Source organism: Paenibacillus sepulcri (genome assembly GCF_042647105.1).
In the GTDB taxonomy this organism is placed as follows: Bacteria; Bacillota; Bacilli; order Paenibacillales; family Paenibacillaceae; genus Paenibacillus_Z; species Paenibacillus_Z sepulcri.
On record NZ_JBHRUP010000001.1, the window covers coordinates 5,115,445 to 5,129,242 of the forward strand.

At 53.2% G+C, this 13,798-nt stretch carries 12 protein-coding genes; 8 read left to right on the forward strand and 4 right to left on the reverse strand.

Annotated features, from left to right (window positions below; translation table 11 throughout):
* Nucleotides 1-40: 40 nt before the first annotated feature.
* Both ACFOLF_RS22600 and ACFOLF_RS22605 read right to left on the reverse strand, forming a co-directional pair.
* The gene (locus ACFOLF_RS22600) at nt 41-1,354 is read right to left on the reverse strand and encodes an extracellular solute-binding protein (protein ID WP_210038674.1); all 1,314 of its coding nucleotides are present in this window, start codon (nt 1,352-1,354) and stop codon (nt 41-43) included.
* A gap of 351 nt (nt 1,355-1,705) precedes the next feature.
* Nucleotides 1,706-3,313 carry a gamma-glutamyltransferase family protein gene (locus ACFOLF_RS22605; protein ID WP_210038675.1) on the reverse strand — a complete coding sequence of 536 codons (1,608 nt, stop codon included), beginning with the start codon at nt 3,311-3,313 and terminating at the stop codon, nt 1,706-1,708.
* A gap of 425 nt (nt 3,314-3,738) precedes the next feature.
* On the opposite strand from ACFOLF_RS22605, the gene ACFOLF_RS22610 reads away from it, so the two are divergent.
* The 3 genes from ACFOLF_RS22610 (at nt 3,739) to ACFOLF_RS22620 (ending at nt 6,808) form a co-directional block, all read left to right on the forward strand.
* A complete protein-coding gene (locus ACFOLF_RS22610) occupies nt 3,739-4,419 on the forward strand; it encodes a response regulator transcription factor (protein WP_210038676.1) in 681 nt (226 codons plus the stop codon).
* Between the two features lie 140 nt (nt 4,420-4,559).
* Entirely contained in the window at nt 4,560-6,173 is a 1,614-nt protein-coding gene (locus tag ACFOLF_RS22615) for a sensor histidine kinase (protein WP_379113490.1), read from the forward strand.
* Nucleotides 6,170-6,808, forward strand: a complete 639-nt coding sequence (locus tag ACFOLF_RS22620) for a hypothetical protein (RefSeq protein WP_379113492.1) — start codon at nt 6,170-6,172, stop codon at nt 6,806-6,808. The genes ACFOLF_RS22615 and ACFOLF_RS22620 overlap by 4 nt, the downstream gene beginning before the upstream one ends.
* A 79-nt stretch (nt 6,809-6,887) precedes the next feature.
* Here ACFOLF_RS22620 and ACFOLF_RS22625 read toward each other — a convergent pair whose 3' ends face one another.
* Both ACFOLF_RS22625 and ACFOLF_RS22630 read right to left on the reverse strand, forming a co-directional pair.
* The gene (locus ACFOLF_RS22625) at nt 6,888-7,301 is read right to left on the reverse strand and encodes a VOC family protein (RefSeq protein WP_210038678.1); all 414 of its coding nucleotides are present in this window, start codon (nt 7,299-7,301) and stop codon (nt 6,888-6,890) included.
* A 60-nt stretch (nt 7,302-7,361) separates the two neighbouring features.
* Nucleotides 7,362-8,138: an ArsR/SmtB family transcription factor gene (locus tag ACFOLF_RS22630; RefSeq protein ID WP_379113494.1), complete on the reverse strand. Its 777-nt coding sequence runs from the start codon at nt 8,136-8,138 to the stop codon at nt 7,362-7,364.
* A 200-nt stretch (nt 8,139-8,338) separates the two neighbouring features.
* Here ACFOLF_RS22630 and ACFOLF_RS22635 point away from each other — a divergent pair, with 200 nt between their 5' ends.
* The 5 genes from ACFOLF_RS22635 (at nt 8,339) to ACFOLF_RS22655 (ending at nt 13,716) form a co-directional block, all read left to right on the forward strand.
* Entirely contained in the window at nt 8,339-9,616 is a 1,278-nt protein-coding gene (locus ACFOLF_RS22635) for a phytoene desaturase family protein (RefSeq protein ID WP_210038926.1), read from the forward strand.
* Between the two features lie 194 nt (nt 9,617-9,810).
* Nucleotides 9,811-10,521: an ABC transporter ATP-binding protein gene (locus tag ACFOLF_RS22640; RefSeq protein ID WP_210038679.1), complete on the forward strand. Its 711-nt coding sequence runs from the start codon at nt 9,811-9,813 to the stop codon at nt 10,519-10,521.
* A complete protein-coding gene (locus ACFOLF_RS22645) occupies nt 10,518-11,876 on the forward strand; it encodes an ABC transporter permease (protein ID WP_210038680.1) in 1,359 nt (452 codons plus the stop codon). The genes ACFOLF_RS22640 and ACFOLF_RS22645 overlap by 4 nt, the downstream gene beginning before the upstream one ends.
* Nucleotides 11,877-11,905: 29 nt before the next feature.
* Nucleotides 11,906-12,985 carry an efflux RND transporter periplasmic adaptor subunit gene (locus ACFOLF_RS22650; protein ID WP_210038681.1) on the forward strand — a complete coding sequence of 360 codons (1,080 nt, stop codon included), beginning with the start codon at nt 11,906-11,908 and terminating at the stop codon, nt 12,983-12,985.
* A gap of 167 nt (nt 12,986-13,152) precedes the next feature.
* A complete protein-coding gene (locus ACFOLF_RS22655; RefSeq protein ID WP_379113496.1) occupies nt 13,153-13,716 on the forward strand; it encodes a TetR/AcrR family transcriptional regulator in 564 nt (187 codons plus the stop codon).
* Nucleotides 13,717-13,798 lie beyond the last annotated feature (82 nt).

The following is a 13,798-nucleotide window of genomic DNA, read 5'->3' on the forward strand; positions in this document are numbered from 1 at the left end:
CTCCATTCCCTGACCAGACGGGATATACGCTCCGCCCGAATTATTTGATCTTATCCATGGCCTCTTGCATATCCTGGGCGACCTGTTCCGGCGTTTTCTGCTTCATGGTGATGGCTTGAAGGTCGTTCTCGATCACATCCTTGATCGTTGCCGGCATTACGCTGTCGAACACAAGGGCATCGCCGTTCTTGGTCAGCTCGATCATTTCCTTCAAATATTTGCTCGTATCCGCAGGCATTTCCACCGTAGCCGGAACGACAATGCCTTTGCTCATCAGGTTCTGGTACAATTCAGGGGCGTAGAAGTACTGCAGGAATTTGAGCGCCGCATCTTTCTTCGCTCCGCTTAATTCTTTGCTCAGCCCGATACCGTATTGGACGACTCCGGCACTTTTGCCTGCCGAGCCTTTGCCGCCTTCGATGGAAGGGAACAGCGCAATGCCGATGTTATCCGGGTTTTCCGTATTGCTGACGCGGAATTTGGTATCGATCGTCGAGCTTGTCATGGTCATGGCGGATTTCTTCTGCAGGAAATAATCCTGCACCTGCACTTCGTCCATCGTGTTCACATCGGAATTGAACGCTTCGGCCTTGTTCAGCTCATCGAGAATGCCCAGTGCCTTGACATAGTCGGGATCTGTGAATTTAGCTTCGCCCTGCTTGACCTTGGTGAGGAAATCGGTGCCGGCAACGCGGTCTCCGACAGCCGACATGAAAGTGGACTGCAGCGGCCATCTGTTCTTGTTGCCGATACCCATCGGCGTGACGCCTGACGCTTTCAGCTTCTTCACCAGGTCAAGGAAGTCGGCATAGGTCGTCGGAAATTCATTGTAGCCAACCTTCGCCAGCATATCTTTATGGTAGTAGATGATATCGACAAAGGTCATTTTCGTCGGGATGGCGTACTGCTTGCCGTCTACGTTATAACCGGCCAACGCCTGAGCGGGAAGGACGTCTTTCCAGTTGTCCATGATTTCATCAATGGGCATCAGCACATCGGCGTCGATGTAAGGGTCCATATCGATGCCGGGAAACAGGATGAACATGTCGGGCATGCTGTTTCCGGCCGCTTCCGTGCGCAGCTTGGTACGGTACTGTGCGGAAGGGATATCCTGCGCTTCGATGGTGATGTTCGGATTCAGCTCCTGAAATTTCTTGATCCGCTCCTTGTACAGCTCATTGTCCACATTGGGACTCGACCAGTTGTCCTCCATGGTGAGCGTAACCTTCTCATCGGATGCCGTCTGAGGCTGACCGTTCTCCGTGGCGGTGTTGTTGTTCCCGCAAGCTGTAATGACAATCAGTGCAACAGAAGCAACAGCAAGAAGTGATTTTCGAAAAAAACCTGTACCCATACACATTCCCCTCATCTTATGTTATTTTTGTTGACATTAACCTTACGGGAATATTATATAATGAGCTCATTTGCTCTTACTATCCCGGCGAATTATGATAACATCCAAATTTTTAATGCAGATACAGGACATGATACTTGTTTTTGGGGTATATCGCGATTGGACAGCCGTAGGGTTGAAAATAATGAAAAGCCCTGCTATTGCGCATTTTGGCGGGAAGCAGGGCAGGGTACCACCGATTATACAAGGGGGCAAAATGCTGCTGCCGACAGAAGAAATATGCGGCCGGCCGCCGTTATGCAGGGCCCGTACTACGCATCGGAATGCTGCGCGGCGGGATAAAAGCCGGACTCACCACGCGGCCACTTCACCGTCCGCCCTTGGTTCCGTGCCGCCAGCCAATACGCCGGTTGCGGAATCCCGCCAGATGATCTGTCCCCGTCCGAACATGCCCGAATCCAGCGCACGCTGCACCACATGTCCTCTTCTGGCCAGAGCCTGGGCGATGTGATCGGGGAACTGCGGTTCCACTTCGATTATCTTTTCTTTAATCCAGCGCCATCTCGGCGCATCCAGCGTTGCCTGGGGATTAAGGTGAAAATCGATGGCGTTCATCACGACCTGCACATGCGCTTGCGGCTGGATCGATCCGCACATCACGCCGAAGGGGCCGACCGGCATTCCGTCCTTCGTGATAAAACCCGGAATTATCGTATGGTAGGTCTTCTTCCGGGGCGCAAGGACGTTAGCGTGGTCAGGGTCCATGGAAAATCCGGCACCCCGGTTCTGCATGCAAATTCCCGTCCCGGGAATAACAATTCCGGAGCCGAAGTCGCCGGAATGGCTCTGGATGAACGAGACCATATTGCCCTCGCCATCCGCCGCTGCCAAATAAACCGTGCCTCCCTTAGGCGGCTCGCCGGCCAATGGAAGAAAAGCTTCCATTCCGATCAATGCTCTCCGCTGCTCAGCATAAGCCCCGGAGAGCAGTTCCTGGACAGTGACCTTCATGCTGCGGGGATCCGTAATATATTTCAGACCGTCCACATAAGCCAGCTTCACAGCCTCAATCTGCTTGTGGTAGGTGGCTACCGTATCCTTCGCGTCAAAATCCATGCCTTTGAGAATATTAAGCGCGATCAGAGCGACGAGACCTTGTCCGTTCGGGGGAATTTCCCAGATATCGTAGCCCCGGTAATTTACGCTGATCGGATCTACCCACTCCGGTCTGTACTGGGCCAAATCCTCTTTGCTCAGGAATCCGCCATGCTTGCGGAAGAAAGCATCGATCTGTTCCGCCAGTTCTCCGCGATAGAACGATTCCGCCCGGGTCTCGGCAATCGAGCGCAGTGTACGGGCGTGATCCGGTGAGCGCCAAATCTCGCCTGCATCAGGTGCGCGGCCGTCCGGCGCGAACGTGTCCATCCAAGGCTCATGCACTTCATTGTTCAAAGCGCTGATATTGTCATAGCCCAGCTTCCAGTATTTCGCTATTGTCGGAGATACCGGGAAGCCGTTCTCCGCGTATTCGATCGCAGGCTTCAGCACTTCGCTGAGCGGAAGACGGCCGAACCGTTCCGACAAAGCGGCCCAGGCCGCCGGCGTTCCGGGAACGGTAACCGGCAGCATGCCGTAGGCCGGAATTTTGTCGTATCCGGCGGCTCGGACTTTATCGATTGAGATCGATTCGGGAGACGGGCCGCTGGCGTTCAAGCCGTGCAGCTTGCCGTCGATCCAGACGATGGCGAAGGAGTCGCCTCCGATGCTGTTGGAATTCGGCTCGACGACAGTCAGGCAGGCGGCTGCGGCGATGGCCGCATCCACCGCGTTGCCCCCCGCTTTAAGCATATCGAGGCCCGCTTGTGCGGCAAGCGGCTGGGTGGTAGCGACCATTCCTTTTTTTGCGTAGGTTACCATCCTTCTGGAGGGGTAAGGATTCCATAAGGCGTCATAATTCATGCTGCATCTCTCCTCCTCTGCTGCTTCAATCAACTGAATAAGGTTTTCAAGCTGATGTATGCGCTTTATTTTTTGTTCAATAGAACGACTTAGCCCATTCTTCTTTACGTAAGGTTAATGTGTTTATTATAATCCGTGCCATTCAGAACCGATATCCTACGCAAATATGATAATATCCCAAAATATTAAACGGGTTTGAGGCCCACTCTTTTTTGGCTATATTGCTCCAAACCTACACACGTTGTACACAGATGTCTTCTATACTTGGTCGTGAGGTTACAAATGGAGGTGTGGCTCGCATGATGAAGAGAGCAGGAAGAACGCCGTGTCCGGTATAAGCTTGTGATAACATGACGGTATAAGAATGCATGCTGCAGCTTAAATTAAGATACACCAGATTGCAGGCAGATATGGAGTGTACAGCAATGAAACGAAGTATATTGTTAGTAGAAGATGATATGCTTATGCGTGAATTTATAACGGATTATTTTATAAAGGAACAATGGGAAGTGCATGAGGCGGAGAACGGAAGACTCGCGCTGGAAATTTTTGAACGGACCTCCGTTGATCTGATTGTTCTGGACATCATGATGCCGGAAATGGACGGATGGTCGGTATGCCGGCGCATTCGCGAGAAATCGGACGTGCCGATCATCATGATCACGGCAAGGGCGGAGGACGATGATCAGGTTATGGGGTATGAGCTTGGCGCCGATGAATATGTGACGAAGCCCTTGAGTCCGAGGGTACTGGTAGCCCGCGCTACTGCGCTAATGAAAAGAACCGAAGGGACGATCGGACGTGAAGGGGACATGCTGGTCTATGGGGATTTATTGGTGAACAGAATGGCGCATACGGTATCTGTTGCGGACAATACGATCAATCTGTCGCCGAAGGAGTACGATCTGCTCCTCTTTCTCACCAGGCACTACGGCAAGGTCCTGCCCCGTGAATATATTCTGGATTCGGTATGGGGTTACGATTACTTGGGGGATTTGCGCACAGTCGACACCCATATCAAAAAATTAAGAGCCAAGCTCGGAGACGAAGGCCGGTATATCGGCACCGTCATTCGCGCAGGCTATAAATTTGACATGGAAGCATGAGAAGGCGCGGCGTAGTCCTAAAACTTTTCATTGTCACATCTGTTCTGATTTTAATTGTTTTTTCCCTGGTTATGCTGGCGGAAGGATTGTTTTTCGAGCGGTTTTACCGGTCGTCCAAGATCCATGCGTTAGAGAGGAATATGAATCAATTCGCGGTTCAATTCGAACAGGCGGAAGCGGGCGGACAGCAGGTGTCGCGGCTGCTCGGCGCCTTTATGAACCATAATGATACCAGCACGGCAATCTTGAATGACCGGTTCGAACGGACAGCTATCAATCCCTATTTTCTGAAGCTGCAAGTGGGCAGCAAGACGGTTACCATTCCTATCCCGCAGGATGGAATGACAATCAATTCCATCCCGCAAGGGATGCAAATCGGCGATACGCTGGTGGTCGACGGGATCTTCATGGATGAGGCGGATACCGTCATGCAGCCCGTGGTCATCCAGCAGAAGAATTCGGAGCTTGAACAGGGTTTGGTGCGTGTGAAAGGGAAGATAACGGATTTGATGCTCCCCGAGCAGCGGTCGTACAACCCTCTCTATCAGGATTCCCTTATCGACGATGCGCTAGAGGACTGGAGAGAGCATTCGGAACAATACGGTTCCCTGCTGCAGAATGGTTCCCCTGTTCAAGTGGAATGGACAGACGAATGGAGCGGCGTCAGTTACGCGGTTCTGATCCGGGAGCTGCCCGAGGGTAAGAGCGGGGATCGTTATTTATTCGTCATGACCTCGCTGCAGCCTGTCGGGGAAGCGGTCGAGACACTGAAGCAATATTTTGTTTATATCGCGCCAGTTATTCTTATCCTTGTGATCGTTCTGTCCCTGATTTATTCCCGGATTGTCTCCCGTCCGTTAGTGATGCTGAGCCGCTCGGCGGCGCGTCTCGCGAAACTGGATTTTACCGCACAGCCTGAAATCCGTTCAAAGGATGAATTCGGGGATCTTTCGCGCGATATGACTGTGTTATCCCGGAATTTGGATGCAGCCCTGAAGGAGCTTACCCATGCGAATGAGAAGCTGCAGGAGGATATCGAAGACAAGGAGCGGTCCGAGCAGCTTCGCAAAGAGCTGATCGCGAACATCTCCCATGAGCTGAAGACGCCGCTCGGCATCGTTAAAGGATTTGCCGAGGGGCTGCAGGACGGGGTGGCGAGCGATAAAAGAGACCGTTATCTCGCGCTCATCGTCAATGAAACGGATCGGATGAACGCTTTAATTCTGGATATGCTGGAGCTTTCCAAATTTGAAGTCAAGGCCGTTCGGCTGCAGCCGGGAAGCCTGTCGATGGCAAGCCTTGTCCATAAGGCGGCTGATTCTTTTTCCGGGCAATTGGAGAGCAAGCGACTGCAGGTCAGGTTAAGCCAGGAGGATGGGGAAGTACCGTTAGTCACGGCAGACCCCAGACGAATCGAACAGGTAGTCATGAATTTATTGAGCAACGCCATTCGGCATGCGGTGGAGAACAGTGTCATTACAATTGACATCAGGCGGACTTCTCCGGGAAAGGTAACTACAGTTATCGAAAATACCGGACCGCCCATTGCAGAGGCGGATATGGGCCGGATATGGGATCACTTCTACCGGGCCGAGCGTTCCCGGGACCGTAAATCCGGAGGGACTGGTCTGGGACTTGCGATCGTCAAACATATTCTGGAGCTTCACGAAAGCGAGTATGGTGCGGTCAACACGAGTCAAGGCGTTGCATTTTCTTTTACATTAAATGAAAGCAGAGGAGAACACCATAAATGAAAGCAGAGGAGAACACCATGAATAACAAGAAAATCATCTATCTTATTACAGCTCTGGTTGCGCTGATTCTGATCAGCGCATGCAGTGCAAAATCAAACAACGGATTATCGGATCCTGAAAACGCGATCCCGGCTGAATCCAATCAAGGGAATACCGCCGGCCAGAACGGCGCTGCGGCGAATTCTCCAGACAATACCGCTGCTCAGGACGGCAATGCTGCGAATTCCCCGGACAATGCCGCCTCTAATGAGGGCGCTGCGGCGAATTCCCCAAACAATGCCGCCGCTGATGGCAGTGCAGCAGATTCCGACAAGGAAATTTTAATTATTATCGATCAGACTCCCAAGCCGATTGAGGGAAACAGTTTCGATTTTGTGGTGAACAAGCTCCCGGAAGGGTACTCGCTAAGTCAAATTCAGTGGGTTTCCGAGAAGAACCAGATTACCAATACGATAGCGGAAGCCATTGAACACGGGCAAAACGGGGAAGACGGGTTCTACATCAGCGGAGACGGACAATTCTCCGGCTTCTTCTACCCGGATACGATGAAGGGCGAGGAAGGCGAAGTAAGCTTCCTGTTCAAGGACGATCAAGGCCAGGAGTTAACCTGGAAAAAGAAAATTACCTTGAATTAATGCCTCAGCAGAGGCTGCAAGCGATGAACGGGTTTGGAAAACAGAGCAGTCCCAATGGGCTTGCTCTGTTTTTTCTATGTTATTCCCGGCAAACCATCAACAGGTTATCGTCGGGGTCTTTGATCACGAACCAGTGATCCTGCTGGATATCCGTGACCAGGTTAATGTTATTTTCTTGGGCAAAAGAATGGGAAGCCTGCAGGTCACGGGTCACCAGCATAAACGCCGGCGTCTTTGTATTCGGGGCGCCTCCGGGTTCCTTCCTGCCCCACATCGGCATCGTGTCCAGGATAAGACCCGTTCCCTCCATCGGCAGCGGGCAGAGATGGCCGTTCATGATTTCGCAATCCCCCGGAGACAGCCCCAGCAAGCGGCAGTACCAATCCCGTGACCGCTCAATATCCCGGACTGGCACAAAAACACTGCCGACCTTGTTCCTGATCGGACTTTGCACAGCCGCCTTCTGCAGTTCTTCCCGGCCTGAATGACTCATATCCATTCCCCCTGCTCAAATTTTTGATTTCGCCGTTCCGATTTCCTGGCAGGCCCGCCATCAACCCCCTGACAGGGAGGTTCCGGTCTCCAGCAATGTCTTCATACCCGACAGAACAACCGGCAACCCGCCTTCAAGTATCCGGGAAGTATGAGGCGACAGCTCGAATTCGTCATGTGTGACGGTTACCAGCGTGACCCCTTCCATCTCGTCATGAGGCTCGATCTCCCATGTGAGGCAGGAGGGAATTTCCTCTGCAGTCTCGGCCAATGCGAGCAGCTGCCAGGACATGACAAGCCTGCGGGGAGGGTCAAAGGCGATGATGGTTCCTTTAGCCTGAACCTGTCCTTCCGGGCTCAGAATCTCATAAGGAGAGTCGATTCCCCACTCGGACCGGATAAAGCCATTATACCAATATTTAGATGTCATAGACGGGTCGGTAAGGGCTTGCCATACCTTTTCGGGAGTCGACCGGATGGCGATGCGGTTAATGTGACGCGGCTTATGCTCCATAACAGGTTCACGCTCCAGTTCAGATTTCATGGCGGTTAGTTGCAAGGCCCAGGGCTCGGCGTATTTACTGACCCATCGTTCATAGATTTGCCTGATCGGCACGGGATTCAGATAATGCAATTTCTCTCTGCTGACCTTCCTTGTCATAATAAGGCCTGCTTCCTCCAGCAGGTTAAGATGCTTCATGACGCCGAACCTGGACATGTCCAGATGCGTGCACAGCTCGCTTAATGTGCGTCCATCCGATTCCTGCAGCAGATCCAGCAGTGTGCGCCGACTCGGGTCGGCCAGCGCTTTAAATATATCGTTTTCCAGCCGACACACCCCCTGTAGATTATTCGATCCGGATCCGTTATCCGGGAAAAGCGCATTTATTTCCTATCGTGGTGTTGACATGTTACTTGATGGTAACATAATATAAAGGTGACTTTATGGTCACATTATATCATGCCCCGGTAAAAGCGACAACTCTTTGTGCTTACTGCGCACGCGTTACGGGGTGGGGAATCGGAGGTATTTAATTGATGAATCCGTACGGGAACAAATATGATGCCGCGGTAGTCGGCGGAGGGTTGGCAGGACTGACTGCTGCCGTTTTTCTGGCAAGAGCGGGCAAATCCGTTATCGTGCTGGAGAAAGCGGGTCGGACGGGAGGCCTTGCCCAAACGGTCAACAAGAACGGAGCGCTCTTTAACTTCGGTCCTCATGCCATGTACGAGGGAGGAGCGGCGCTGCGGATATTGGAGGAGCTCGGCTGCCGGCCGAAGACAGGTTATACGGCCGCAGGCAGGATGCTGGGAATTCTGGAGGGGGAGATTATGCAAATTCCGCAGCACTTTTCACCCGAAGAAAATGCGGAATGGACCCGGCTCACGGGCGGTCTGCGCCAAATCGATACCGCTTCGCTTCGCGGGATCAGCCTTCAGGAGTGGGTGGAAACCAATCTTCGCCACGAGCGTGTCCGGCTTCTGTTCAGTGCCATGTGCCGGCAGGCGGCGTTCTGCGGTGATCTGCATCTGCTAAGCGCGGGCTATGCCATAAGGCAGTCGCAGCTTGCATCGCAAGGCGTCAAGTATGTGGAAGGCGGCTGGCAGACCGTTGCGGATAAGCTGCGGGAGCTGGCCGTTCAAGCGGGTGCCGTGATCGCCACCGGGCGCAAAACGGAGCAAATTGCAGTCGGAAGCGGGAAAGTTCGCTCCATCGTGCTGTCAGATGGAACGCCGGTTGAAGTCTCCGCTGTTATTGCCGCCGTTGGTCCGGATGAAGCCTGCCGGATGGTTGAAGGGTCGGAGCATATGTCGCTCGGATCCTGGAAGGCGCAGTCCCGTCCGATCTATGCCGCGTGTCTGGATGTGGCGCTGCGGTGTGTGCCGAGACCGGAGCATCTCTTCGCTGTCGGCATGGATCAGCCGCTCTATTATTCCAATCATTCGGCTTCGGTTACATTAAGCGATAACGGCTCTTATGTCCTGCATCTCATGAAATACAAAAATACCCGCAGCGAGGCAGAGCTGGGGGCCGACAAGAAGCAGTTGACCGGCCTTCTTGACCTGCTGCAGCCCGGCTGGGAGGGGGAAATGGTCGCCTCCAGATACTTGCCCGGCCTTCTCGTAGCGCATGATGCGCGCACGATTCATCACAATGGAGAGGGGCCGGCGGCAAGTCCCGCCGTTCCGGAAGTCCGCGGGCTGTTCGTCGCCGGCGACTGGGTCGGCAGGGATGACCGGCTCGCCGATGCGGCAATGTCCAGCGCCAGGCTCGCCGCGCAGCAGACGCTGAGCGGTATGAATGCAGCGATGTAACGGGCATGCGAAGGAGCGGATTTATTTTCTCATCAAATAGACCAGCATCGCCAGGAAGACATCTGCCGCCGGGTGTCTTTTTATTTCCCCTGAATTGTTTCCATATAAAGCTATTTGGAGCCGTTAATCGTATATATAGAAGATTTACCATTATATAGGGCGGCCCAATATAACAAAGGGAAGGATCGGAATGTATGCTGCGTGTTGAAAACTTGTCTCATTCTTTTAAGAACGGCGGCGAAATCACCCCGGTGCTTCAGCATATCAGCTTCGAAGTCAAGCAGGGCGAGATGATCGCGCTCCTGGGAAGCTCGGGCTCGGGCAAATCCACCCTGCTGAATTTGATGGCGGGTCTGATGAAGCCGACGGAAGGCACGATCCATATTGCCGGCCACAACATTGTAACCATGGGGGAGAACAAGCTGGCAGAGTTCCGGCGGGGGCATATCGGTTTTATTTTTCAGGCATATGAGCTTATTGCCAATCTGACGGTCCGCGAGAACGTGGAGCTGCCGCTTGTGTTTCAATCGATCCGCCCCTCCGTGCGCAAGCAGCGGGCGCTGGATCTGCTTGAGCAGGTGGGCATTCCGGAGAAGGCGGATATGTTTCCTTCACAGCTGTCAGGCGGACAGCAGCAGCGCGTCAGTATTGCCCGTTCCCTGATTACGGAGCCCTCGGTCATCTTCGCGGATGAGCCTACGGGCAATCTGGATACCCGGACAGAGGAGGAAATTATCGCGATTCTGAAGCAGCTCAATGAAACGATGAAGACGACCTTTATTATCGTGACGCATGAACGGGAGGTTGCACAGCAAACGCAGCATATTATTGCGCTGCGGGACGGATTTCTCGTCACCGAGACGGATGCGGCCAGCACAGTGTGGGCAGGGGGGAACAGAAGTTGAGAATTCGCGACATTACGCGCTTGTCGTGGGATCAGGTCAAACGCCGGAAAGTGGTCACGGCGCTGTGCGCGGCGGGAATTTCCATCGGCTGCGCGGCCATTGTCGTCGCATTAAGCGTGGGCGAATCGGCACAGACCTATATCGAGCAGGAAATGAACAGCTTCTTCAAAATGGATGAGATTACGGTGACGGAAAACGGCGGCGTATCCTCTCCAGGCAGTCAGGAAACAGCGGATGAGCAGAGCCTGGAGCGGGGGAAGCTGACGGACCAGAAGCTGGAGATTATCCGGAATATCCCGCATGTGAAAGCCGCGGCGCCATTCCAGCAGCTGAACAGCTTTCAAATGCAAACGGTGGATAACCGCAATTCCTATATTGAAATCATCGGGACGGATCTGAATTTGCTCCCGGAATTCGATAAACCGCTCATGCAGGGCGCTCCTTCCGATCTGCAGGGGACCGTTATCCTCAGTTACGGCGCGACACTCGGACTCGTCGACGAAGCCGCGCGGCAGAGCGTGCTGGAGCAGATGCAGAAGAATCCCTACGACAGCAAGCTGACGGATCAATACAATAAATTGAACCAGACGCCATCCTCGCTTTATCAAAGGCAGGTCCAGTTCCGCAATCTTCAGGAGCCGGAGAAAACAACGGTCAGCTCGCCTTTCCGTGTGGCAGGAATCCTGAAGAAAGCAAGCGGGGTGAGCGAGGAATCCGCCTCCTATGACAAGAAGGCCTACATATCGCTGGACACCGCGCAAATGCTCATGCAGGAGCTATATCCCGGCCAAAGTCAGCTTGCTCAGGCAAATGTCTATAATTCCATTCTCGTCAAAGTGGACGATCAAGCGTACACCGAGCAGGTCGAGAAACAAATCCAGAAGCTCACCCTGTCAACACAAACCAATTTACAGCAGAAAGAGCGGATCGCCCAGCAGTTCAGCATTATCAAGGGCGTCGCATTGGGCGGCGGCGTGTTTATTCTCATTATCGCCTCCATCTCGATCGTGGTGGCCATGACGATGTCGACCTATCAAAGACGGCGGCAGATAGGCATTATGAAGGTGCTTGGCGCGAATTTGGGACAAATCCGCAATATGTTTATCGTGGAGGCGGCCCTGCTGGGATTTCTCGGAGGCCTGCTGGGTGTATTGTTCTCCTACTGGATTGTATGGGGAATCAACGGCATCATTAATGCGGTTGCTCCCGAGCAGGAGCAGGTCATTATTTTCATCCCGCTGACGACCATTCCCATTGGCATGCTGTTTGCCATTATGACAGGCGTATTATCCGGCATTTATCCGGCGATCAGCGCGTCGCGCACAGATGCCCTGACCGCCATCCGGCGAGATTAGCTATACATGAAGGGAGAAGAGAAGCTCGCATGAAGAAAAAAATAAAATGGCTGATTATCGGGATCATTCTCATTGGCATCAGCTACGCGCTCTATACCATATCCAAGCCTGCGCCTCGAATCGAGGAAATGGCGGACAAGCAGGCCATCACCTTCAAGGTAAGCACGGAAACGCTCGTCAATACGGTTGAAGTAAAAGGGAAATCGATGTATGAGCAGGAGACGTTTGTCTATGCTCCATTTGGCTCCAGGGTTACGGAGTGGAAGGTGGAGGACGGTCAGCAGGTGAAGCAGGGGGATGTCCTCTTTCAATTGGACCAGACACAGCTGCAGAACGAGATCGAGCAGCAGGAAGCGGAAATACATAAATCGAAGCTCGAAACCGAGCTTAACACCTACATGGACAAGCTGGATCAGGAGGCGGTAGCGCTTGGCGACGAAACGGCCAGGGCACGGGAGCTTGCAGCCAAGGAGGTCGCCAGACTGAACCAGGAGCTAAGCGAGGTGACGAGCGGAATCAAGCTCAAGGAGCTTGCGCAGCAGAAGGCCAAGCTGAGCGAGGCCAAGTACCGCTCTCCCGCCTCGGGTATTTTTCTGTATGACAGCGCCAGCGCCCATCCGCAGATGGTAACCGATAATCAATATGTGGGCAAAATCGTCGATCTGAACAAGCTTCAGCTGATTGCGCTCGTTGGCGAGCAGGATATCTTCAGCATCAAGCCGGGGATGCCGGTTGTCGTCAGAATGACAGCCAAGAAGGAGCTGAAGCTCTCGGGCAGCGTATTGAAGGTGTCCAAATTCGCCAAGACCGGGACGGATCAGAACAATATCGACCAGGCCGCCCAGTTCGAGGTGGTGATTACGCTTGAGCCCAGCGAGTATCTGATTGCGGGCCTCAGTCTGAACGGCGAAATTGAAATCACGCGCAAGGAAAAGGTCACTGTCGTGCCGACCATTGCGGTCATGCGTGAGCAGGATGCCTACTATGTAATGCTGGACAAGGGAAATGGCATGTACGAGCGCAAGGATATCAAGATCGGCATGGAAACACCGGAGAATACGGAGGTGCTGGAAGGCTTGAAGGTTGGCGATACCGTTGTCCTGAATTAACACAGCTTGCAGGGGCAATGCAGCAGCCGGGACGGCAGGATTACCCAGGCTTTCCGTTCCGGGGAGTATAGGGTAAGCGGGGCGGATAAGACTGACAACGGGCGGGAGAACTCATAGACTTGACATCGCTCCCGGGCGACACTAAAGTGGAGTTTAATGAGGTGTGTATGATGAGCAAACGCCAGGATATTATGAAAGCTACGCTGGATCTGATCGATGAAGAAGGGCTGCAGTCCGTCACCTTCGCCAAAATATTGAAGAAGGCCAATGTAGGCTCAGGCACCGTCTTCAACTATTTTGGCAGCAAGGAAGAATTGGTCAATGAAGTATATAAAGAGGCGCGATTGCATATGGGCAACTGCCTTCTGGCTGGTTACGATCCGGGGCTGAGTCTGTATGAGAGGTTCAAATGCCTCCAGTTGAACAGGCTTCGCTTCGGGATCGATTTCCCCAAGGAATTTCTGTTTATCGACAACTATTCCTATTCGCCGTATATCTCTCCCGATCTGCGCAATATGGACGATGCCGGCTCGTCACGGGCCGTGCAGGACGTCATCGTCGAAGGGCAGAAGCAGGGGATCATCAAGGAGATGGCTCCCCATATGTGCCACCAGCTCATCCACGGCATTATTTCCGCCATCGTCAAGGGTTATCTGGTGGAGAAATATCCGCTGACGGAGCTTGAGGCGCAGCAGACGCTGGAGGCGTCGTGGAAGGCGATTAGGGTGTAGATGGAAAGTGGGGGCCGGATGTAGTGCGTAAGATAGTTGGAATCGCATATATCGGGTCAGAGCGGCATAGTACTAGCGGTGT

Coding starts and splice junctions, on each gene's coding strand:
- ACFOLF_RS22600 (WP_210038674.1), bottom strand. CDS start 1,354: ATGGGTACAGGTTTTTTTCGAAAATCACTTCTTGCTGTTGCTTCTGTT.
- ACFOLF_RS22605 (WP_210038675.1), bottom strand. CDS start 3,313: ATGAATTATGACGCCTTATGGAATCCTTACCCCTCCAGAAGGATGGTA.
- ACFOLF_RS22610 (WP_210038676.1), top strand. CDS start 3,739: ATGAAACGAAGTATATTGTTAGTAGAAGATGATATGCTTATGCGTGAA.
- ACFOLF_RS22615 (WP_379113490.1), top strand. CDS start 4,560: ATGAATCAATTCGCGGTTCAATTCGAACAGGCGGAAGCGGGCGGACAG.
- ACFOLF_RS22620 (WP_379113492.1), top strand. CDS start 6,170: ATGAAAGCAGAGGAGAACACCATGAATAACAAGAAAATCATCTATCTT.
- ACFOLF_RS22625 (WP_210038678.1), bottom strand. CDS start 7,301: ATGAGTCATTCAGGCCGGGAAGAACTGCAGAAGGCGGCTGTGCAAAGT.
- ACFOLF_RS22635 (WP_210038926.1), top strand. CDS start 8,339: ATGAATCCGTACGGGAACAAATATGATGCCGCGGTAGTCGGCGGAGGG.
- ACFOLF_RS22640 (WP_210038679.1), top strand. CDS start 9,811: ATGCTGCGTGTTGAAAACTTGTCTCATTCTTTTAAGAACGGCGGCGAA.
- ACFOLF_RS22650 (WP_210038681.1), top strand. CDS start 11,906: ATGAAGAAAAAAATAAAATGGCTGATTATCGGGATCATTCTCATTGGC.
- ACFOLF_RS22655 (WP_379113496.1), top strand. CDS start 13,153: ATGATGAGCAAACGCCAGGATATTATGAAAGCTACGCTGGATCTGATC.